The sequence below is a fragment of the Acidobacteriota bacterium genome, assembly GCA_039030395.1.
Classification (GTDB): Bacteria; Acidobacteriota; Thermoanaerobaculia; order Multivoradales; family JBCCEF01; genus JBCCEF01.
Genome location: JBCCEF010000003.1, coordinates 196,239 through 216,920 on the forward strand (window position 1 = coordinate 196,239; position 20,682 = coordinate 216,920).

General features: G+C 64.6%; 20 protein-coding genes. 4 read left to right on the plus strand and 16 right to left on the minus strand.

The genetic code is table 11. The annotated features are described in order from the left end of the window. Positions 1-4 precede the first annotated feature (4 nt). From atpA to atpC, 4 genes are read left to right on the plus strand one after another with little or no spacing between them, the layout of a single operon-like run. Complete coding sequence (atpA, locus tag AAF481_05130) at positions 5-1,744, plus strand: F0F1 ATP synthase subunit alpha (protein MEM7480534.1); 1,740 nt, start codon at positions 5-7, stop codon at positions 1,742-1,744. Positions 1,745-1,747: 3 nt separating this feature from the next. Further along, entirely contained in the window at positions 1,748-2,626 is an 879-nt protein-coding gene (gene atpG / locus AAF481_05135; GenBank protein ID MEM7480535.1) for an ATP synthase F1 subunit gamma, read from the plus strand. A gap of 35 nt (positions 2,627-2,661) precedes the next feature. Then, positions 2,662-4,104, plus strand: a complete 1,443-nt coding sequence (atpD, locus tag AAF481_05140; protein MEM7480536.1) for a F0F1 ATP synthase subunit beta — start codon at positions 2,662-2,664, stop codon at positions 4,102-4,104. A 2-nt stretch (positions 4,105-4,106) separates the two neighbouring features. Beyond that, positions 4,107-4,502: an ATP synthase F1 subunit epsilon gene (atpC, locus tag AAF481_05145; GenBank protein ID MEM7480537.1), complete on the plus strand. Its 396-nt coding sequence runs from the start codon at positions 4,107-4,109 to the stop codon at positions 4,500-4,502. A 136-nt stretch (positions 4,503-4,638) separates the two neighbouring features. Here the strand turns inward: atpC and AAF481_05150 are convergent, their stop codons facing one another. The 16 genes from AAF481_05150 to AAF481_05225 all read right to left on the minus strand — a co-directional run bounded on the left by AAF481_05150 (position 4,639) and on the right by AAF481_05225 (position 20,489). Further along, positions 4,639-6,663: a metallophosphoesterase gene (locus AAF481_05150; protein ID MEM7480538.1), complete on the minus strand. Its 2,025-nt coding sequence runs from the start codon at positions 6,661-6,663 to the stop codon at positions 4,639-4,641. 54 nt (positions 6,664-6,717) lie between these two features. Further along, positions 6,718-7,914 carry an inorganic phosphate transporter gene (locus tag AAF481_05155; protein MEM7480539.1) on the minus strand — a complete coding sequence of 399 codons (1,197 nt, stop codon included), beginning with the start codon at positions 7,912-7,914 and terminating at the stop codon, positions 6,718-6,720. A gap of 73 nt (positions 7,915-7,987) precedes the next feature. Further along, on the minus strand, positions 7,988-8,668 hold the full coding sequence (locus tag AAF481_05160) for a TIGR00153 family protein (GenBank protein MEM7480540.1): 681 nt from the start codon (positions 8,666-8,668) through the stop codon (positions 7,988-7,990). A gap of 182 nt (positions 8,669-8,850) precedes the next feature. Next, complete coding sequence (locus AAF481_05165) at positions 8,851-10,587, minus strand: Na(+)/H(+) antiporter subunit D (GenBank protein MEM7480541.1); 1,737 nt, start codon at positions 10,585-10,587, stop codon at positions 8,851-8,853. Next, positions 10,580-10,891: a hypothetical protein gene (locus AAF481_05170; protein ID MEM7480542.1), complete on the minus strand. Its 312-nt coding sequence runs from the start codon at positions 10,889-10,891 to the stop codon at positions 10,580-10,582. Before AAF481_05170 ends, AAF481_05165 begins: the two co-directional genes overlap by 8 nt. Further along, a complete protein-coding gene (locus tag AAF481_05175) occupies positions 10,888-12,360 on the minus strand; it encodes a monovalent cation/H+ antiporter subunit D family protein (protein MEM7480543.1) in 1,473 nt (490 codons plus the stop codon). Before AAF481_05175 ends, AAF481_05170 begins: the two co-directional genes overlap by 4 nt. Beyond that, entirely contained in the window at positions 12,357-13,835 is a 1,479-nt protein-coding gene (locus AAF481_05180) for a monovalent cation/H+ antiporter subunit D family protein (GenBank protein MEM7480544.1), read from the minus strand. Before AAF481_05180 ends, AAF481_05175 begins: the two co-directional genes overlap by 4 nt. After that, entirely contained in the window at positions 13,832-14,224 is a 393-nt protein-coding gene (locus AAF481_05185; protein ID MEM7480545.1) for a cation:proton antiporter subunit C, read from the minus strand. Before AAF481_05185 ends, AAF481_05180 begins: the two co-directional genes overlap by 4 nt. Beyond that, positions 14,221-14,742, minus strand: coding sequence for a Na(+)/H(+) antiporter subunit B (locus AAF481_05190; GenBank protein MEM7480546.1), 522 nt, complete (start codon positions 14,740-14,742; stop codon positions 14,221-14,223). Before AAF481_05190 ends, AAF481_05185 begins: the two co-directional genes overlap by 4 nt. Next, entirely contained in the window at positions 14,739-15,287 is a 549-nt protein-coding gene (locus AAF481_05195) for a DUF4040 domain-containing protein (protein ID MEM7480547.1), read from the minus strand. Before AAF481_05195 ends, AAF481_05190 begins: the two co-directional genes overlap by 4 nt. Continuing rightward, on the minus strand, positions 15,284-15,661 hold the full coding sequence (gene mnhG / locus AAF481_05200) for a monovalent cation/H(+) antiporter subunit G (GenBank protein ID MEM7480548.1): 378 nt from the start codon (positions 15,659-15,661) through the stop codon (positions 15,284-15,286). The genes AAF481_05195 and mnhG overlap by 4 nt, the downstream gene beginning before the upstream one ends. Further along, entirely contained in the window at positions 15,658-15,927 is a 270-nt protein-coding gene (locus AAF481_05205; protein ID MEM7480549.1) for a monovalent cation/H+ antiporter complex subunit F, read from the minus strand. Before AAF481_05205 ends, mnhG begins: the two co-directional genes overlap by 4 nt. Then, positions 15,927-16,460: a Na+/H+ antiporter subunit E gene (locus tag AAF481_05210; GenBank protein MEM7480550.1), complete on the minus strand. Its 534-nt coding sequence runs from the start codon at positions 16,458-16,460 to the stop codon at positions 15,927-15,929. The genes AAF481_05205 and AAF481_05210 overlap by 1 nt, the downstream gene beginning before the upstream one ends. 191 nt (positions 16,461-16,651) lie before the next feature. Continuing rightward, a complete protein-coding gene (locus tag AAF481_05215) occupies positions 16,652-18,808 on the minus strand; it encodes a TonB-dependent receptor (GenBank protein MEM7480551.1) in 2,157 nt (718 codons plus the stop codon). 155 nt (positions 18,809-18,963) lie between these two features. Next, positions 18,964-19,467 (minus strand): hypothetical protein, encoded by a 504-nt coding sequence (locus AAF481_05220; GenBank protein ID MEM7480552.1) that lies wholly within the window; start codon positions 19,465-19,467, stop codon positions 18,964-18,966. 107 nt (positions 19,468-19,574) lie between these two features. After that, positions 19,575-20,489 (minus strand): DUF3667 domain-containing protein, encoded by a 915-nt coding sequence (locus AAF481_05225; GenBank protein MEM7480553.1) that lies wholly within the window; start codon positions 20,487-20,489, stop codon positions 19,575-19,577. Positions 20,490-20,682 lie beyond the last annotated feature (193 nt).

A 20,682-nucleotide genomic window follows, 5' to 3' on the forward strand; every position in this document is an offset into this window, starting at 1 on the left:
CAAAATGAAGTTCAAAGTCGACGAGATCGCTTCCGTCATTTCGGAGGAGATTCAGCAATACCGCGGCGAGGCGGATCTCGCCGAGGTCGGCCGAGTGCTCGAGGTCGGTGACGGCATCGCCCGGGTCTACGGCCTGGGCAACGCCATGGCCAGCGAGCGGCTGGTGTTCGAAAACGGCGCCTCGGGCCAGGTGTTCAACCTGGAAGAGAATTCCGTCGGTGTCGTCATCCTCGGCGATTACCTCGGCATCAAGGAGGGCGACGAGGTGCGGCGCACCGGTGAGTTGCTCTCGGTGCCGGTGGGCGAGGAGATGGTCGGCCGCGTGGTCAACCCTTTGGGTGAGCCCCTCGATGGCCTCGGCGTGATCGAGACTCCGCATCGCCGTCCAATGGAGTTCAAGGCCCCCGGCATCGCCGAGCGGCAGCCGGTGACGGAGCCGCTGCAGACGGGCATTAAGGCGATCGACAGCATGATCCCGATCGGCCGCGGCCAGCGCGAGCTGATCATCGGCGATCGCAAGACCGGCAAAACCGCCATCGCCATCGACACCATCCTGAACCAGCGCGACAGCGGGGTGATCTGCGTCTACGTGGCGGTCGGCCAGAAGGACTCGACGGTCGCCGCGGTGGTCGAGAAGCTGCGCGAAGAAGGCGCCATGGACTACACCATCGTAGTGGCCGCTTCTGCTTCCGATCCGGCGCCGCTTCAGTACATCGCCCCCTACGCCGGCGCGGCGATGGCCGAATACTTCATGTACCAGGAAGGCCGCGCGACGCTGTGCGTCTACGACGACCTGTCGAAGCAGGCCCAGGCGTACCGCCAGCTCTCGCTGCTGCTGCGCCGGCCACCGGGCCGCGAAGCCTACCCGGGCGATGTTTTCTACCTGCACTCTCGCTTGCTCGAGCGTAGCGTCAAGCTGCGCGAGGAGTTCGGCATCGTGCCGCAGGACACGCCGGAGGATTCGACGGATCGTTCCATCGTCCGCAAGCATCCGGAAGGCCTGGCGGCGCCGGAAGAGCACCGTCCGGACGAGGCCACCGGCCTCTATCACCGGCACGAGGGCCAAGAGCGCGCCGAGGCGTGGCTCGCCAGTCTCGACGACAGGGACCAGTACCGGGTCCACAAGTACCCGGACAGCGGGGGTTCGATGACCGCCCTGCCGGTGATCGAGACCCTCGAAGGCGAGGTTTCGGCCTACATTCCGACCAACGTGATCTCCATCACCGACGGTCAGATCTACCTAGAGCCGGACCTGTTCTTCGCCGGCGTGAGGCCGGCGGTCAACGTGGGTATCTCTGTCTCTCGTGTGGGCGGCAACGCCCAGCGGAAGGCGATGAAGAAGATCTCCGGCTCGCTTCGCCTCGATCTGGCGTCCTTCCGCGACCTGGAAGCCTTCGCCCAGCTCGGAACGGAACTCGATGCCGCCTCGCAGCGTCAGCTCGATCGCGGCAAGCGCATGACGGAGCTTTTGAAGCAGCCTCAGTACGTGCCGTACAACGTCAACGATCAGATCCTCTCCATCTTCGCCGGCACCCAGGGATACCTGGACGACCTGCCGGTGGATCGTGTGCTCGAATTCGAGCATCGGCTGTTGGCTGTGTTCCGGGACGAATTCCCGGAGCTCGTCGACGAGCTGGACGAAAAACAGGCCATTTCTGACGAGCTGAACGAGAAGGTTCGCAACGTGATCGAGACCGCCAAGGCGGCCTTCGTGCGCGAGATCCAGGAAGACCAGGAAGACTGACCCATGGCCAACCGCCGAGCCATCGTCAAGCGCCGCAAAGCGGTGCGCAATATCAAGAAGATCACGCGCACCATGCAGCTCATCGCGACCGCCCGATTTCAGTCGGCGATGAACCGCGCGGTGCGGACGCGTCCCTACACGGACAAGCTGGCGGAGCTGATCGAGGATCTATCCGGCGTCACCGGCGACTACGAACATCCCCTGATGCAGCCGTCGGATTCCAAGCGCTCGGCGCTGGTGGTGTTGACCAGCAACCGCGGTCTGTGCGGCGGCTACAACGCCAACGTCATCCGCACCGCCAACGCCCACCTCAAGGCGCAAAAAGCGTCGGGTCTCGAGACGGACGTCTACATGGTCGGCCGCAAGGGCCTGTCGGCCTTCAAGTTCAGCGGCCGCGACGTCGAGCGCCAGATCCTGGACATCGACGACAAGCCGCGTTTCGAGCAGGTGGAGCCCATCGCCCAGGAGTTGATCGACGAGTTTACCGCCGGGCGCCTCGGCTCCGTTTACGTTGCCTACATGCGCTTCTACTCCCCTGGCAAGCAGTTGCCGGAGATCTTCCAGTTGTTGCCCCTGTCGCGCGAGGAAACCGCCGGCGAGGCGGAGGAAGAGACCGGAGCGCAGGGCATTTACGAAATTCAACCGTCCCCCGAGGAGCTGCTCGAGCGGCTGCTGCCGGCGGCGGTTCGCATGCGCCTCTTCCAGAGCTTCAACGACGCCGCCGTCAGCGAGCAGATCGCCCGCATGGCGGCCATGAAGGCGGCCACCGAAGCGGCGGAAGAGATGATCGGAAACCTAACGCGGGAATACAACCGGGCGCGCCAGAGCCAGATCACCCTGGAGCTGCTCGACATCGTCGGCGGCGCCAACGCCCTGGCTTGATGAGATTTTTCTAGAGAACACGAGGAAATCGTTCCATGGCAGAGACCAATTACGGCACGGTGACGCAGGTCATCGGCTCGACCCTCGACGCGCAGTTCCCGGAAGACCGGATGCCTGCGATCTACAACGCCCTCAAGGTGCCCGTCGAGCGCACGGTGCTCGGCGACACCTTCGAGGAAACCCTCTGGTGCGAGGTGGCCCAGCACCTCGGCGGCGGCCGCGTGCGCGCTGTCTCCCTGGGATCCACCGACGGCCTGAGCCGCGGTGCTCAGATCGAAGACACCGGCGCGCCGGTGAAGGTGCCCGTCGGTGAGGCCACCCTCGGCCGGGTGTTCAACATGGTCGGCGAGACCATCGACGGCCGCGGTCCGCTGGAGACCGCCGAAACCCGCGCCATCCACCAGCCGGCGCCGGACCTCTCCGAGGTTTCCGCCAAGACCGAGATGTTCGAAACGGGCATCAAGGTGATCGACCTCCTCTGCCCGTTGGTGCGCGGCGGTAAGGCCGGTCTGTTCGGTGGCGCCGGTGTGGGAAAGACGGTCATCATTCAGGAGCTGATCGCCCGTCTGGCCCGCTTCCACAGCGGCTACTCCTGCTTTGCCGGCGTCGGCGAGCGGACTCGTGGAGGCAACGACCTGTGGCTCGAGATGCAGGAAGCCAAGATCGGCGACACCGGCAAGCGAGTGCTCGACCAGACGGTGATGGTCTTCGGCCAGATGAACGAGCCGCCGGGCGCGCGTCTGCGCGTGGCGCTGTCGGCCTTGACCATGGCCGAGCACTTCCGCGACCAGACAGGTGCCGACACGCTGCTTTTCGTCGACAACATCTTCCGTTTCTCGCAGGCCGGTTCCGAGGTCTCGGCGCTTCTCGGCCGTATGCCTTCGGCGGTGGGCTACCAGCCGACGCTGACCACCGAGATGGGCGAGCTGCAGGAGCGCATTACCTCCACCGCCGCCGGCGCGGTGACCAGTATTCAGGCGATCTACGTGCCAGCGGATGACTACACCGACCCGGCGCCGGCCTCGGCCTTCACCCACCTGGACTCCACCGTCAACCTGGAGCGCTCCATCGCGGAGAAGGGCATCTATCCCGCCGTCGATCCCCTCGCTTCCAGTTCCCGCATTGTCTCGCCGGAACTCCTCGGCGAACGCCACTACGCGGTGGCCCGGCAGGTGCAGCAGATCCTCCAGCGCTACAAGGACCTGCAGGACATCATCGCCATCCTGGGCGTCGACGAGCTGTCCGAGGAGGACAAGGTCATCGTGGCCCGCGCCCGCCGCATCGAGCGCTTCCTGTCGCAGGCCTTCTTCGTGGCGGAGCAGTTCATCGGCATCCCCGGCGTGTACGTCAAGCCGGAGGACACCATCCGCTCCTTCGAAGAGCTCTGCAACGGCAAGTGGGATCATCTGCCGGAAGGTGCCTTCATGTACGTCGGCACCATCGAAGACGCGGCCAAGAAGGCCGAGGAGATGAAGTAGGCGTGGCGAGCAAGACCTTCAAGGTCAGCGTGGTCACCCCCGAAGGCGCCGCCCTCGAGGCGGAAGCCACCTCGGCGGTTTTTCCGGCCAACGACGGCGAGATCGGCATCCTGCCGAACCACGCGCCGCTGTTGTCGCTGGTGGGGATCGGCCTGCTCCGGGTGACCAAGGCGGACGGCGGCTCGGAGCGCCTGTATGTCGACGGCGGCTTCGCCCAAGTGGGCGACAACAAACTGGTGCTCTTGACCGAGCAGGCACGCGACCTCGACGACCTCGACCCGGCCGAAGCGACTCGCCTCGCCGCCGAGCACGGCGGACTCACCGTCGGTGAGAAGGCTCTGCAAGCCCGCGATGAAGCCGCCGAACGCGCCCGCGTCCAGCGGCGGCTGGCAAGGTAGCAGAGCCCAGCCGGTCGGTAAGCCTGAAAAGCCCCTTCGCTTCGGCGAAGGGGCTTTTTTTGTGGGCCACAGTACGATGTTGCGGCTGTCCCATACCCGTCCAGCAATCCGGCGGGTCGGACGGCCTCGTCGGTGCTCAGAGCCGAGTGAGCGGCTCCACTCGGTATTCGAGCGGCACCATCATGCCGTCGATGCGGGTGAAGACGGCCAGGCGATCGCTGCGCGCGCTGTAAACGATGTGGTGACCCTTGATACCTCCGGCGTTTTGCCAGTACGTCGCGTCGTCTGACAGCGGATTATGGGAAACGATGAAGGCCGTCGACTTCTTTTTCCCGAGGGCCCGGCGGAAGGCGACGACATCTCGCTTGCCATAGCCGGTGGGCTTGCCGGGGCGACGGAGCCGGATCCAGGTGAGCTGATGAGTCAGCTTCGGCTGGTGCCGGATGTTCACCACCGCCTGTCTTGTGACTTTCCCCAGCGGTGGCCCCGCATGACAGGCGATGAAGTCCTTGGAGAGGGCGACGTGCGGGCTCAGGCGGTAGAAGCGCCGCATCTCTTCGACGTAGCGCTCGCCCCTTGTCCGGTGTAGATGGGTTCGCCATAGGCGCCCCTGCTCGACTCCTCGCTTGGTCACCTCGTGGGAGAAACTGTCGTGATTGCCCAGTAGGTAGACCACGTGCCCCGGCAGGGCGCGCATCAGCCGCAGGATGAGGTCCATGGCGACGACGGAACTTCCCATCTCAGCGAGCTGAGACTCTTCCCGATGTACCGCATCGCCGAGGAGCACGAGGGCCGCTCGTTTTCGCTCCAGCTCGTCGAGAAAACGGTTTTCGGTCAGGATCTTGACCAGATTCTCCAATTTGGCGTGCAAGTCGCCCACCAGCACCGGCACGAGGTGGTCCGGAAGCTCGATCAGGCCGCCAGGTTCGCCGTCGCGGTTTGCGCGGCGAAGCGGGCTGGATTCAAGTTGCGCGTTGACGGCCTGAAGACATTCGAGGGCGCCTTTCGGTTCGAGCCGGTCGAAGGAGCCGCCGAAGATCTCTTTCAGCCTGGCCAACCGATGCGCTCGATCTGCAAGGAGAACCGGCTCCCCGGCTTCTCGCACCTCGCATCCCTTGGGGGAATGAAGATCGGCCAGGCACAGGTAGTCGCCTTCGAAGCTCATCTCCAGCCAGGGCCGAACATCCGAGGGAAGGGGGAGCGAAATCCGCTGGCTCGCTTCCCGTTGGCCGATGCGGGTGCTCTGGCCGGATCCGAGGCGGGTGAACCCGCTGATTCCTCGCCGGTACTCCGCGGGATCGAAGATCAACAGATCAGGCGACCACTCGGTACCGGGGGCGAGGGGATGATCCTGGTGGACCTGGAGCGCCTGGAAGCCGAGGTCGATCTCGACCGGAAGGGCCGATACCGGAATCCGAATCTGCTCTCCGGTGAGAGTCTGTCCATGCGGCACCTCGACGATTGGTGCGTCGTCACTCCGAATGATCCGCTTGAACGTGGTCTCGACGAGGCTGCGCCGGGGTCGCCTGGTGCTGCCGGCCGCTCCTGGGGACCGCTTCTCGGCGATGCGATGGGGTGGAGCTCCGAAACCGTCGCGAACGTAGACGGTCAGACCGGCACGGTGAAAAAGACGGGCGATCTCTCCGTAGATCCGCAACTCCTCGGCGGTCTTCTCCAGCGAAACCTCAGCGTCCACCGGGTGAGTCTGGAAGCTGGCGCGTTGGCGCCGGCTCTCGAAGACCTCTTCGGCCGGCGGCAGCAAGAACTCGAAGACCACCCTGCGGCGCCAGTCGACGAAGCTCCAGCGAGAAGGCTCCTGGGGTAGGTGGACGCGCTTCGGCTCGAGGACCAGCGCTTCTGGTGCTTCGAGAAAGTCCCTTTCGAACAGGGCCAAGGCCTGGGAGTAGCCGCGAAACGGAAATCCCAGATGGACTTCTCGGGGACGAAACGTCAGGATCCGCGACCGCCACCAGCGACTTTCGGTGAGATCGAGGAATCCTTCTTCCGGCCAGCCGCCGATGGATTGGATGAGGGTGGTCTTGCCGCAACCGTGGGGACCGGTAACCACGAGTTGCCGGTAGCCCGTGCCCTGGGCGAAGGGAATTCCGCGGATCTTCTGTAGTTCCCGGACGGGCTCGAGGTTCAGCTCGGCGTCTCTCATGCCAGGCATCTCCGCAGTCGCAAGGCGTCCGGACGCGGGATGAAAAGCACCCTGCTAGAGGAAGAGACCCTTAAAGAAAAAGAAGAAGAACGCCGCTAGCGCCGCTCCGATGGGCAGCGTGACCAGCCACGAGGTCACAATTCCCGCCACCACGCGCAGGTCGATGGCCGCAATGCCGCGCGCCAGGCCGACCCCCAGCACCGAGCCGACGATGATGTGAGTGGTCGACACCGGAAGGCCCAGACGCGAGGCGAGAACCACCGTCGAGGCGGCCGCCAGCTCGGCGCAGAAACCGCGGCTGGGGGTGAGTTCGGTGATCTTGGTGCCGATCGTCTTCATCACCCGGTAGCCCATGGTGCTCAAGCCGAGCACGATGCCGCCGCCGCCCAGGATCAGAATCCACAACGGCAGCGCCGAGGTCTGGGCCACCTCGCCGGTGTTGACGATGCTGACGATGGCGGCAAGTGGGCCGATGCCGTTGGCCACGTCGTTGGAGCCGTGGGCGAAGGCCATGGCGCAGGCGGTGAACACGCAGAGGGGGGCGAACACCTTCTCGACGCTGGCGTAGGCGAAGTCTCTTTCGGCCGAAGGGTCCACCTGAATCCGGCGCAGCAAGGTTCTTCCGACAAGGGCGACCAGCAGGCCGATGACGACGGCGGCGATGAACGACTGGCCGGTCGTGAGTTCGAGATCCAGGTGCTTGAGGCCCTTGAACATCGTCACTAGGGCGACGAGGGTACCCATCAGGAAGACATAGATGGGTCCGTAGCGTTTGGCGTTTTCGAACGGGGAGTCGGTATCCAGAATGAGCTTGCGCACGCTTTGTGTCAGCAGGAAGGCGATGGTGGCGCCGATCAAGGGCGAGATCACCCAACTCGCGACGATGCCGCCGACCTTCTGCCACTCGACGGCGCTCAGCCCGAGGCCGACCATTCCGAAGCCGACAAGAGCGCCGACGATGGTGTGGGTAGTGGAAACCGGCCAGCCGAAGTAGCTCGCCACCATCAACCACACTCCCGCTGCCAGCAGCGCCGAGAGCATGCCGTAGACCAGGATCTCCGGCGACGGCACGGCGGCGGCGTCAATGATGCCCTTGCGAATGGTGCCGGTGACATGACCGCCGGCCAAAAAGGCTCCCGCAAACTCGAAAATGGCGGCGATGATGATCGCCCGGCGAACGGTGATGGCGCCGGAGCCGACGGAGGTACCCATGGCGTTCGCGACGTCGTTGGCGCCGACACCCCAGGTCATGTAGAGGGCGAAGATGATCGCCAGGGTGACGAGAATCAGTGCATATTCCAAAGGGTCTCCCTCCCTGCAGTCCTCAGCGAGCGATCAAAAGTCGCAGGCGATCGCCGACGTTCTCGGCATAGTCGGCGAGGCGACCGATACGCTGGATCTGGTCATACCAAAAGACCACCGTCAGCGGCTTCAACTGGTCCTCGTTCTCGAACAGCGTTCGGCTGAGGTTCATGCCCATGTCGTCGGTCTCCGTCTCGAGAGCGTTCAAGGCATCGACCATCTCCTCTACCTTGTCACCGGCGCGACCGCGGAAACCCATCTCGATCAGCTCGTCGAGTTCGTGGATGACCTCCGCGCACTTGGCTACAGCGTCGCGGGTTTTCAGTACGTAGGGCAAGATTTGGCCTTTAAGAACGTCCGGCACCGTCATCTTTCTCAGGGTCAGAAGGCCGGCGACATCCTGAGCCGTGTCGGCGATGTTGTCCTGCGCGTTGAGAAGATCGAGCAGGTCGCGGCGATCGACCGGCAGGAAAAGGCCTTTAGGCAGGTGGGACCGGATTTCGTTCTTAATGCTGTCGGCTCTTCGTTCGAGTTCGAAGATCTCTTCCTTGCGTTCGAAGAGCTTTTCGTCGTCGCCGGAGGTTAGGGCTTTGAAGAGAAGAACGGTTTTCTCAACACACTCTTCGACGACTTCCATGTGCTGCTGCATGGGACGGAACGGAGATCTGCCGAACAGGCCGGCCAAGGTGCTTTTCGCCTTCATGCTGGGTCCTTTTGTTCGTCGTCCGGGGCCGGCGCGATGTCGGTCCCTATCCGGTGGCGCGATGCTTTCGACAGGCCGAGATTTCCTAGGCAAGGATCGGCGTCAGGCCGGTTTCTCGATGTAGGTAATGTCCGAGGCGAGACTACCACTCCAGGTGTCGCCGTGACCCGCGAGCGATTCGGTCAGACGTAGTAGAGGATCAAGCAGGCTGCGAGTAGCAGCGTGGCCCACAGCACCATGGTGCGGGTGGTCCAGATTCCGCCGAGCCAGCCGGTGGGGCCGAGGGCTTGGCCGGAGCGTTCGAGCAGGCGGTGGAGGCCGCCCACGAAGGCGGAGCGGAGAGCGCGGTCGACGGTGGCGCCGTGGCGGTGGAGCCACTCGGCCAAGGCGCGTCCCGGCTTCCTATAGAACCAGTCCGTGTCGAGCACCGTGGAGCGCAGCTCCGGTGGGTAGGCGCCGATGCGGTTCAACACCGTGAAGGCCAGGGCCGAGAACATCAGAAGCTGGATTTGGGTGATGACGTGGGCCATGGTGTACGGCTCATAGGTCACCGGGAAGGGCAAGAGCGGGTAGAGCAGCTTGTGCGGGAACATGCCGATGGCGAGGCAGGGCAACGCCGTCAGCGCCATCGCCCACAGCATGTTCTTAGGCGCCTCGCCTGCGAAGTCGCGCTTCTCGGGAGCGAACTTCTTCCACTTGCCGGTGTCGTGGTGGAAGAAGGCGAAGAAGGGGATCTTGATCCCCGAGTGGTGGAAAACGCCGGCGGAAGCAAAGAGCAGGATCAGGTAGACGACGGTGCGGTGCTGGTATGCCGCTTCGCTGAGGATCAACGCTTTGGCGACGAAGCCCGAGAACAGCGGGAAGGCCGAAATGGACGCCGCGCCGACGATGCAGAAGGCGGTGGTCCAGGGCATTTTCTTGTAGAGGCCGCCCAGTTCCGAGCCCTTGGCGGTGCCGGCGTAGTTCAGGACGGCGCCCATCGACATGAAGAGCAGCGCCTTGTAGAGGATGTGGACGAAGGCGTGCGCCGCCGTACCGTTCAGGGACAGCTCCGTTCCCAGGCCGATGCCCACCACCATGAAGCCGAGCTGGTTGTTCAGGCTGTAGGCCAGCACCCGCCGGAGGTCGTTCTCGATCACCGCGAAAAAGATTGGGAATGCGGTCATAGCGGCGCCGATGGGGATCAGAATCTCGGTGCCGGCGAAGCCGCGGGCCAAGGCGTAGATCGCCAGCTTGGTGGTGAAGGCCGAGAGAAAGACGGTGCCGGTGACGGTGGCCTCCGGGTAGGCATCCTGCAGCCAGTTGTGGAGGAGCGGAAAGGCTGCCTTGATACCGAAGGCCAGGAAGATCAGCAGGCCCCCCAGGGTGTCCAAGTTGAGGGCGCCAAAGGCCAGCGAGCCGGAATCCCCGAAGTGGTAGAGGGCGCCGGCCAGCAACAGCACGCCGGAACCCACCTGGGCCACCAGGTAGCGCATGCCAGCGTGGTGGGCGCGCTCGCGACGCCGCGCCCAGATCAGGAACACCGAGGAAAGGGCCGTCAGCTCCCAGTAGACGAACAGCGTCACCAGGTCGCCGGAGAACACCGCGCCGATGGCCGCGCCGGCGTAGATCAAACCGGAGACGTGCTGCAGGGTGTCCTCGACGTGGAAGGCGTACAGCGCGCTGACGAAGGCCGCCAGATGGAAGACATATCCCCACACCAGGCTCAGGCGGTCCACTCGCACCGGCATCAGCTCGTAGCCGAAGATCTCGTAGGCGACGGTGGTGCCTTCGGGCAAGAAACTCAGGAGGTGCCAGGCGCTCAAGAGCGGCAGGATGACCAGCGCCCAGCGCTGGATCCGGCCGCGCAACAGCGCGAGCAGTAGGCCGCCACCGATCAGCAGCAGACCGGGCGGCAGGGTGGCGAGGAAGTCAGCCATCGCTGGCCTCGCCATCGGAAGGTTTCTGCCCATCGCCCTCTTGGCCGTAGTAGTTCTCCGGCCGCTTGAGGATCAGGCGCATCGCCTTGGCGGCCATCACCAGGCCGATGGAGCCGAGGAAGCCGTAAAAGCCGAAGAAGCCGATCCAGCCCTCGAAGGCGAAGTGCGGGTGCTTGTCGTAGAAGAAATCGAGGATCACCAGAAGCCCGCAGGTGATGTACAGGCCGTAGACGATCTTGTCGACGTTCCGCGGCTCGTCGAGCCAACGACGATCCTTTTCCGGAAGGGGTTCGTGACCGCTCACGGCGAGCCTCCGGCGATCGGCATCAGGAGTTGATAGATGTCGTCCGCCACGAAGAACAGGGCGACGCATCCAAGAGCCGTCACCACCGGCGGCGCCACGCACAGCCAGGGCTCCTTGCGCTCGGGAAACGCTTTCGTGTCCGCTGCGGACAGCGGCGAGAAGAACGCCCGCACCGGGATCGGCATCAGGTACAGGATGTTCAAAAGCGAACTGATCATCAGCACCGCCACCAGGATCTGCTGCTCCGCCTCGACCGCCCCAAGGGCCAGAAACCACTTGCTCCAGGAGCCTCCCAGCGGCGGCACGCCGATCACGCTGAAAGCGCCCACCACGAAGGCGGCGAAGGTCCAGGGCATCACTCGGCCGAGGCCGGAGAGGTCGGGGATCTCTTTCTTGTGGGTGGCGACATAGATCGCACCGGCACAGAAAAACAGAGTGATTTTGCCGAAGGCGTGCATGGCGATGTGCATGCCGCCGCCGATCACCCCCCAGGCGTTGGCGAGCATCGCGCCCAGCACGATGTAGGAGAGCTGGCTGACCGTCGAATAGGCGAGGCGGGCTTTGAGGTTCTCCTTGGTCATCGCGACCAGTGAGGCGGCGAGTACCGTGAAGCCGGCGGCCCAGGCGATCCACAGGCTGATGTCCGTGTCGCGCAGCAGGTCCAGGCCGAAGATGTAGACCACGACCTTCAACACCGTGAAAACGCCGACCTTGACCACCGCTACGGCGTGCAGCAGGGCGGAGACCGGAGTGGGCGCCACCATCGCCGCCGGCAGCCAGCGGTGGAAAGGCATCAGAGCCGCCTTGCCGGTGCCGAAGGCGTAGAGGGCGAGGAGCACCGCCAGTACCGGAGTGGAGGCCTTACCGGCCAGAATGCCGCCGGGTTGAAAGTCGAGAGTGCCGGCGGCGAACCAGGTCCACACCACCGCCAACAGCAGGAAGGTGATGGAGGTGAAGAGCAAAACCCCCAGGTACACCCGACCGCCGCGCCGCGCTTCGGCCGTTCCGTGGTGGGTAACCAACGGGTAGGTCGAGAGGGTCAAGACTTCGTAGAAGACGAACAGGGTGAGCATGTTGCCCGCCATGGCGGCGCCGACGGCGGCGAAGATGGCGACGGCGAAGCAGGCGAAGAAGCGGCTTTGGTGGTCTTCGTTATTTCCCCGCAGGTAGCCGATCGAGTAGACCGTGGTGACGATCCACAGCATCGCCGCCACCAGCGCGAAGAGCATCCCCAAGGGTTCGACTTCGAAGGCGATGGCGAGCCCCGGCAGCATTTCGAACAGTTCGAGGGCTGGCCGCTCGCCGGCCTCGACCCGCGGCAGCAGCGACCAGGTGATCGCCAGCAGACCGCCGCCGGCCAGCAGGCTGAAGGTCTCCCGCAGATTCGGGCTGCGGTGGAACAGCGCTGAGGTGCCGGCGCCGGTAAGCGGCAGCAGCAGGGCCAGGGCGATAGCCGCGGTGGCGCTCACGGTCCGCCTCCGATGAGGGCCTGGGCGGCGCGCTGGGCAAGATCCACCGAGTAGGTCGCCCGGACGCCGAAGTAGACGCTGGCACCGATCAGAATCCAGGTGGGAATCAGCAGGCTCATGGGCGCTTCGGCGATTTGGCTGTGGCGCGACTCCGGAAGCTGGAAGTAGGCCACTTCGATCACCCGCCAGATGTAGATCACCGCCAGCAGTGAAGAGAGCAACACCGCCACGGCGAGGGGCCAGTCGCCGCCTCCGAGGGTTGCCCGCAGCAAATACCACTTGCTCACGAAGCCGGCGGTGCCGGGAATGCCGATCAGGCCGAGGCCGCCGATCACGAAGGCGAAGAACGTCCAGGGCATGCGCCGGCCCAGGCCGCGCAGGTCCCTTAGCTCCACTCGGCCGATACGAAGTACCAGGCAGCCGACGGCGAGGAACATGCCGCCCTTGGTCAGGGCGTGATTGAACAGGTGGGCGATCGAGGCGGTCAGACCGTCGACGGAAGCGAGGCTGGCGCCCAGGGTCATGTAGCCCACTTGGGCGACGCTCGAGAAGGCCAGCAGTCGCTTCAGGTCCGTCTGGTAGATGGCTACGCCTGACGCGAGGAACATCGCCGCCAGGGAAAGGGGCACCAGGATGTGGTGCAGTTCCAGCCGATCGAAAACAAACTCCACGCCGTAGATGGTGTACACGAAGCGCAGCAGGATGTAGAGGGACACCTTGGTGGAGGAGGCGGCGATGAAGGCCGACACGGTGGACGGCGCGAAGGCGTAGGCTTCCGGCAACCACTGGTGGAGCGGGAAGAGGGCCATCTTGAGGCCGATGCCGACGGTCAAGAAGGCAAAGGCGACGAGTACCGTGCGCAGGGACTCTCCCTCGACGATGCGCTCGACCATGTCCGCCATGTTGAGGGTACCGGTCATCTGGTACATCAGGCCGATGCCGATCAGGATGAAGGTGGCGCCCAGGGTGCCCATGATCAGGTACCGAAAGGCGGCGGTCAGGGAGCGGCGGTGCCGGCCAAGGGAGATCAGTCCGTAGGACGACAGCGACGAGATCTCCAGGAAGACGAACAGATTGAACAGATCGCCGGTGATGGTGATGCCGAGGAGCCCCGTCAAGCAGAGCAGGTAGAGGGCGTAGAACAGGTTTCGCTGGCTCTCCGCTACTTCCGCCGCCAGGCTGCGTGGCGCGTAGGTCAAGACCAGGGCGCCGATCCCCGAAACAAACAGCGCCAAGAAGGCGGCGAGTACGTCGATGCGGTACTCGATGCCCCAGGGGGCGCTCCAGCCGCCGAGGGCATAGACGATGACGCCCTCTTCGAGCACCCGTCCGAGGAGGGCGATGGACACTCCGAAGGCGCCCCAGCACACGGCGGTGGCCAGCACCGCGGCGGCGCGCCCGCGGCGGGCCATCACACACAGCGGCGCCGCTAGCAAGGGCAGGAGAACCTGCAGGATCGGAAGCTGCTCGATCAAGACGGGCGGTCCGGAGCGCCAGATGAGGACGACTGGAGTTGGCGTTGGTCGTCGAGGGCGCGGATCTCGTCGTCTTCGAGGGTGCCGTAGGCTTCGCGGATCCGCACGATCAGCGCCAGAGCGACGGAAGTGGTGGCAACACCGACCACAATGGCGGTGAGAATCAGCACGCTCGGCAGAGGATTGGTGTATACCTCGAATCCGTCGTCGACGATCGGCGCGGTGCCGTTTTGCACCTTGCCCACGCTGATGTAGAGCAAGAACACCGAGGTCTGAAAGATATTGAGGCCGATCACCTTCTTGACCAGGTTTTCCCGCGCGATGACGGTGTAGAAACCGACCATCATCAGGACGATCACGATCCAGTAGTTGTAAAGGCCGAGGATCAAGGACCCGGCTCCTCGTTCTCCACGTTGCCGTCGCCGTCGAGCAACGGCTCGGCCATCGGATCTTCCACCCGCTTGCGGCCGGCGAAGGCGTAGAAAATCGCCAGCATCACTGAGGCGACGGTCACGCCGACGCCGAACTCGATGATCAGGATGCCCAGGTGCTGGCCGTGTACCGGATCGTGCGAGTCCAGTGCGTTGTAGTCCAGGAAGTTGCCGCCGAAGAGCATCGAAGCCACGCCGGTGCCGGCGAAGATCAGCACCCCCAGGGCCAGGCCCGCTTCCACGGTGCGTTGGGGAACGATGCGGCGTGCGGCCCCGAGGCCGAAGACCAGGGCGTAGAGGATAAAGCCGGCGGCGAAGATCGCTCCCGCTTGAAATCCGCCGCCGGGGCCGTAGTCGCCGTGAAACTGCACGTACAGGCCGAATAGCAGGATGAAGGGAATCGCCAGGGTGGCGACTACTCGCAGAATCGACAGGCCCTTCATTTGAGAAGAGGGCGTTTGCGGTGGGGTGGTCACGATTCGTACTCCTCGCGCCGGCCCCGCAGCAACACCAGCACCACCAAGCCGGCGGTGAACACCACCACCGTTTCGCCCAGCGTGTCGTAGCCGCGATAGCTGCTGAGGACCGCCGTCACCACGTTCGGCACGTCGATGTCCTCGGCGCTGCGCTCGATGTAGGAAGGGTCCGGGTAGACCTGCGCCGGGGCGTTCGGATCGCCGATGTGGGGCATGTCGAAGGTGCCCCAGATCAGCGCCGCTCCGGTCGCCGTGACCACCGCCAGGGGAACCCAGGGCGGCCGTTTCGGCGGTTTCTCTTCGCGCGAGGTCAGTGCCAGGGTGCCGAGCATCAGCACCGTCGAGATGCCGGCGCCGACGGCGGCCTCGGTGAAGGCGACGTCCGGGGCGTCCAGGAGCATCATCCAACTTGCGCCGAGGAAGCTGTAGATGCCGGAGAGCATGACCGCTTCCCACAGTCCCCGGCGGCGCACGATGATCACCGCCGTGGCGGCGAGCAAAGCCAGCAGGACGACCGTCAACCACTGGGTCTCGTCGAAGGTCATTGGGTGGATGGCGGATCCTCCGGCGGCGCGTTTCTGCCTTCATCGTCCTCGTCACGGGGAGACTTTTCAATCACCTCCGGCACCAGGCCTTCGGCGAGGGCGGCCTTCGACAGGGCATGGCAGGAGGTGGGACTGGTCACCAGCAGAAAAAAGAGGATGATCGCGAGCTTGATGGTCACCAGGGAGATCCCTGACTGGAACATCAAGCCGATCAGCACCAGGCCGGCTCCCATAGTGTCCGTGATCCCCCCTCCGTGGGTGCGAGAGAAGAAATCCGGCAGCCGGATCAGGCCGATGCCGCCGATCGCCACGAAGGCCGCTCCGGAGACCAGAAACAAGCCGGTCAACACATCGAGGACGAGTTCCGGGTTCACTCGGAGTCCTCCGCCGCGAAGAATCCATGGCGGGCGAAGCGCAGCACCGCGATGATGCCGATGAAGTTCATCAAGGCGTAGACCAGAGACAGGTCCAGGAACTCGGGCCTGCCGCTCCAGAAGGCGAGCACCGCGATCAGCAACACCGTCTTGGTGCCGAACATGTTGACCGCCAGGATGCGGTCGAACACCGTCGGACCCAGCGCGGCGCGCACCAGGGCGAGGAGCATGGTGACCAGAATGCCGGCCAGGGCGGCGATGTAGATCACGCCTCGTCCCCGGTGCTAGGTCGAAACTCGTCGCCGTAGGCCTCTTCGAAGGTGATTTCGCCCTCGATGAAGCGAGCGACCTTGCGGTTCATCCGGCCGCGGCCGAGGGCATCGGCATTCTCTTGAGTCAGGGCGTGGACGAGCAGGTCCTCACCGTCCATGTCTACCGTTACGGTGCCCGGCGTCAGGGTCAGTGAATTGGCGTAGATCACCCGCCCGAGGTCGGTTTTCTGTTTGGCGACCACCCGCACGAGCTGCGGCTGGATGGGCATCGCGGGCGACAGGATGCGGCGCGCGATGTCGATATTTGTGCGGACGATGCGAAGGGCTAGCCAAGGGAGGTAGCGCACCAGCCGGGGTACCAGGGCGAAATGGCGCAGCTCGTCATCGACCGTCTCCATACGGTGGGTGAGAAAGGCGACGAACAGGCACGACGCCGCGCCCAGGATGATCACTAGCGGTTTGTAGATTCCCGACCACAGCAGCCAGATCGCCATCAGCGAGCCGGCGAGCAGCAAGGTGTTCCTCATCGGGCGCCCCCTCGCCGACTCCCGCGGTGGTGCTCGAAAAGCCAGCCTCGCAGTCGATTCATTGGCGGCAATCTACCATAGGGCCGGTACCCCGCCGGATGCCTTCTCAGGCCCCCTTTCAGCTTTTGTTTCAAGCCTTTGGACAGGGTTTCGGCCCCGACTCCGGGCACTCTTCGGCGCCTCGACAGGCGTCAAAACCTCCACCTTGCGGTGAGCCGGGCGGACCTCGGCTCGACCGGGTGGAAGTGTACGTCGTCAACTCCCTGGGCCGGCTCCCCCGGCAGGCGCGAGGGATAAAAATAGGCGATGTCGGCGTCCTCCCGGTCGAGCAGGTTGAAGCCTTCGAGGGCAACGCTGAGACCGCTGCGAAACGCATATCCGAGACGCCCGTTGACCAGGGCCGTGGCCCCGGACCGGACCGAGCCATCTTCGATCAGCGGGTAGTCACTGAGGTAGCGCAGGCGGATCGCGCCGAACCAGGGTCCCCGATCGGACACCGTGACTCCCGCCGCCACCACATGCTCGAGGGCTCCGGGGATCTCGTCACCGGTCGGGTCGCGATCCGTGAAACGGGCCTCGGTGAGGGCGACATCGAGATCGAACGAGATCCAGGGCAGCGGCTGGAAGAAATTGGTCCATTCAATGCCCGTTCGGCGGCTCGGGCGGCTCGCTTCGGTGCCGCCGGCATCGCCGACGAAAACCAGCTCCGAGTCGAGTTCCAGGAGGAAGACGGAGACGGTGCTTTGAAGATTCTGGATGCGGGTGCTCCGCAGACCGATCTCGGCGCCGCGGGCGCGGACCAGGGGATCGACCCGCCGGACGGGCTCGCCGGTCACCGGGTCGCGGCGGATGGTGGCGCCGCGTGCGTCGTTGCTGTGGAAGCCGCTTCCGAAGTTGACGTAGAGCTCGGTATTGCCCCAAGGCCCAAAGACCAATCCCGCCTTGGGACTCACCAGCAGGTCGTCGGCATTGCCGGAGTTGATGGCGCGGTTGCTCTCGACCTCCGCCCGGTAGAAGTCTGCTCGCAAACCCACGGTTCCTCGAAGCGAGTCGCTCCAGCGGATCGTAGCTTCGGCATAGGGACCGCCGGTCAGCAGCCGGATCGCGTCCTCCCGAACGGTGGCGAAACGCTCTAGCGCGGCCGTTCGGAACAACCCGTTTTCGATGTCGTCGAAGCGAATCTGCAGGCCGGTCTTGCCCTCGACCGGACGACTTCCGAGCCGAAGGCGGCGAGTGTGGCTGGCGTCGATGCCGCCCACCCATCGCCGGTCGGATTGCTCGAACTGATCCCCCCGCTCGGGATCGTCCAGGAAATAGGTGAACTGCGAGATCAGGCCGAAGTCGTAAAAGAGAGCGTAGGCCTCAACCCGCGACAGGGAATCGGAGTCGCCGCGATGGGCTGCGGCGGACAAGCTGTAGCGCTCGGTGGAGCCGCGAGGTCCGGGATCGATCAGGTCGAAGCGGTCGATTTGCCTCTGCTCGAGGGCGCGGCGCGGGATCTGGTCGGTCGATAGCCAGTCGCCGGAGTAGGCCATGGCGGTGAGCGAAGTGCCGCGCCCGGCGTCGCCCGTGGAGTAGCGAACCAGTCCGTTGAAACGCTCGAAGTCGTCTTCGCGAGTCCACGGTCCGTCGTAGTTGTAGATCTCGATCCCCGCCAGCAAATCGCCGCCGCCGAGAGAAAAGGAGTCGGCGATCACGGACCGCCGGAAACCGTCGTCGCCGCCGGAGACGGAGGCCAACCCCTCCGGCAGGGAGCGAAGCAGGTCGATGTCCACCCCGCCGGCGGCCGAGAAATCGCCCTTCTCGGCCGAATACGGTCCCTTGCGAAAGCGCACCCGGTCGATCAGTTCGGGGATCAGGAAGTTGAGGTCGGCATAGCCCTGGCCGTGCCCGTGGCTGGGCATGTTGACGGGGATGCCGGCAACGCTCACCGAGAAGTCGGTGCCGTGATCGAGGTTGAAGCCGCGCAGAAAGTACTGGTTGGCCTTGCCGCCACCGCTGTGCTGAGTGGCGATGACTCCCGGTACCGTTTCCACCACCTCGCCGGAGCGAAGAATCGGCCGCTGCATTAGTTGTTCGCCGCCGGTACTGCCCTCCGAGGCCGCTTCAGCGATGTGGGTCAGGTCGTCGCCGCGTTCGCGAACGTCGAGAACCTCGTAGATCCTCGGAACCTCACCGGACTCGGCGGGTCTCTGCTCCGCTGGTTCCGGTTCGGTTTGCACTTCGGGCGGCGGATGGTCACCGAAGGCCGACGCGGGCCAAGGGCCGAGGGTCAAGGCGACGAGCATGGTGGCCTTCCAGGTCGCCGGCGGGATGGGGGTCCTGCTCTCCGTAGTCTTATCTCTCACGAAGATTTCTCCTCATGGCACACAGATCTCTCGTTGCCGGGATCGGCCATGGTGAAGCCTCTCCGAGCACGCAAAGCTTGCTCGCCGGGATCGCCTTGCCGACTCGGGCAGCCGGCGGCGGGCGAGGTCAGGACGCGATCAGCGTCCCTCGGGAATCAGGGGTTGAGCGGAATCAACGAGAGCGCGGGCGGGCCGCGGGAGTGGACGGAGCGAAGGTTGGCGGTCCGCAGGGAGGGAGCGGCGGCCGGTGCAGCCGCTAGGGAGGGTGGATCGAGGGTTTCCAGGGTCGGCGATGAGGTGGGGATCGGAGGTGCGAACTGAAAGCCGACGAAGCGGCTGGATTCGCCGCCGTCCTGTTCCTCGCCGCCGGGCGCTTTCGGTGAAGGCGAAGACTTCCCGTGGCCGTGTTCGTGGCCGGGTTCCTCGCCATGGAGGTGATCGTGGTCGTGGCTATGCGACCCACCGTGGAGGTGGAAATGGAACAGGTCCCGGCCGGCGCTCAGGTGGTGGTGGCCGAAGGGCGCCAATCCGGCGAGCCCCAGGCCGACACCGGTGGTCAACAGGCAAAGGGCGAGCCCCAAGCGCGAGGCGATCTTGGACCGGAGGGTATGTTCCGGTCGTTCGCCTCCGCTGGGTTGATTCTCGTTCCTCGGATTCACGACAGCACTTTCCTCGGGTCCGCTTGGGCACGCTTCCAAGGAATTGTTCGGTGGCTACGGTTGCCTTGGATGCAGTGGGACAAGCGTATCCCGCCCCGGGTCGCGGCTCAGATGAGAGCCAGCGTCACCACCAAGACGGTCAATAGCGCCACCAGCAGGAGGAAGGAGTAGAGGACCCCCACCAGAATCGTCTTGAAGGCGGTGAGAAAGGAGCCCTGGCCGTAGACCCGTTTGAGGGCAAGAAACAGGTACAGCGGCAAACAGGTCATGGGAACGAAGCTGGCGAGTTGAGGGTCCCACGGCGTGGCTTCGAGCCCCCACTGCAGCAGCATCGCCACCAGCAGGGTGGCGAAGATGAAGGCGTGGCCGTGCACCGCGAACACCAGGTGCTCGACGTAATACACCTTGCGCCGCAGGTAGAGAAGCTTGAGCACCAGCGCCAGCATCGGAACCAGGAAGAATACGGTCTGCGGGATGCGCCGGCTGACCAGCCGATTGATCTCGTCCTGCGGATTTTGGTAGCGCACGGCAAGGCGGGTGAAGCGCCGCTCGAAGAAACCGCCGCCGGCGGATTCCGCCGCCGGGCCGGCGGCAGCCGTGGCCTTGGAATCCGTCGCGGGCTGGGCCGATTCTTCGGGTGGGGAGAGCGGGTCCGCCGGTGTTGCCTCGACCACCGGGGCGTTCCGGGAGGGCGTCTCGCTGAAGGTCACGATCTCCGGGTTGGCGAAGGGCATCGCCAGGAAGAAAAAGAAACTCACCAGCAGGTACAGTCGTACCGGCGGCACGAAAGCGTGGCGCCGGCCGGCGTTGTACACCACCGTCAGCCGGCCGGGTTGAATGAGTAGAGCTTTCAGGCTCTTCCAGATCCTGGCGTCGAAAGCCAAGACTTGATGCTGAAACTCTCCGAGGAGTTCTCGCAGAGGGCGCCGATGATCGAAGGCTTTCTGGCCGCAGTGGGAGCAGTACTGGCCCGAGCGGGGCCTGTCGCAGTTGGAGCAGTCGGAAGGAGCGATGTCGGGCATGGGTGAGTATTGACTATACGGAGGACAGGCGTGCCGATTCCCCTCGATCAGTGGTCCAAAGAGGATCCAGCCGAAGCGGAACTGCCCGCTGTGTGCCGCTGCAATCTTTAATTCAAGATTGATAGTTATAATGAATTTATGTTGGCGTGCGCGGAACGACGCCGTTTCTGAATGGGAGGCAGACGATGAGAGG

What these genes read in the sequence shown, in the direction of transcription:
- AAF481_05150 (MEM7480538.1), bottom strand. Translation starts at nt 6,663, where the DNA reads ATGAGAGACGCCGAGCTGAACCTCGAGCCCGTCCGGGAACTACAGAAG.
- atpA (MEM7480534.1), top strand. Translation starts at nt 5, where the DNA reads ATGAAGTTCAAAGTCGACGAGATCGCTTCCGTCATTTCGGAGGAGATT.
- AAF481_05160 (MEM7480540.1), bottom strand. Translation starts at nt 8,668, where the DNA reads ATGAAGGCGAAAAGCACCTTGGCCGGCCTGTTCGGCAGATCTCCGTTC.
- AAF481_05210 (MEM7480550.1), bottom strand. Translation starts at nt 16,460, where the DNA reads ATGAGGAACACCTTGCTGCTCGCCGGCTCGCTGATGGCGATCTGGCTG.
- AAF481_05155 (MEM7480539.1), bottom strand. Translation starts at nt 7,914, where the DNA reads ATGACCTGGGGTGTCGGCGCCAACGACGTCGCGAACGCCATGGGTACC.
- atpG (MEM7480535.1), top strand. Translation starts at nt 1,748, where the DNA reads ATGGCCAACCGCCGAGCCATCGTCAAGCGCCGCAAAGCGGTGCGCAAT.
- atpD (MEM7480536.1), top strand. Translation starts at nt 2,662, where the DNA reads ATGGCAGAGACCAATTACGGCACGGTGACGCAGGTCATCGGCTCGACC.
- AAF481_05225 (MEM7480553.1), bottom strand. Translation starts at nt 20,489, where the DNA reads ATGCCCGACATCGCTCCTTCCGACTGCTCCAACTGCGACAGGCCCCGC.
- AAF481_05195 (MEM7480547.1), bottom strand. Translation starts at nt 15,287, where the DNA reads ATGACCTTCGACGAGACCCAGTGGTTGACGGTCGTCCTGCTGGCTTTG.
- AAF481_05165 (MEM7480541.1), bottom strand. Translation starts at nt 10,587, where the DNA reads ATGGCTGACTTCCTCGCCACCCTGCCGCCCGGTCTGCTGCTGATCGGT.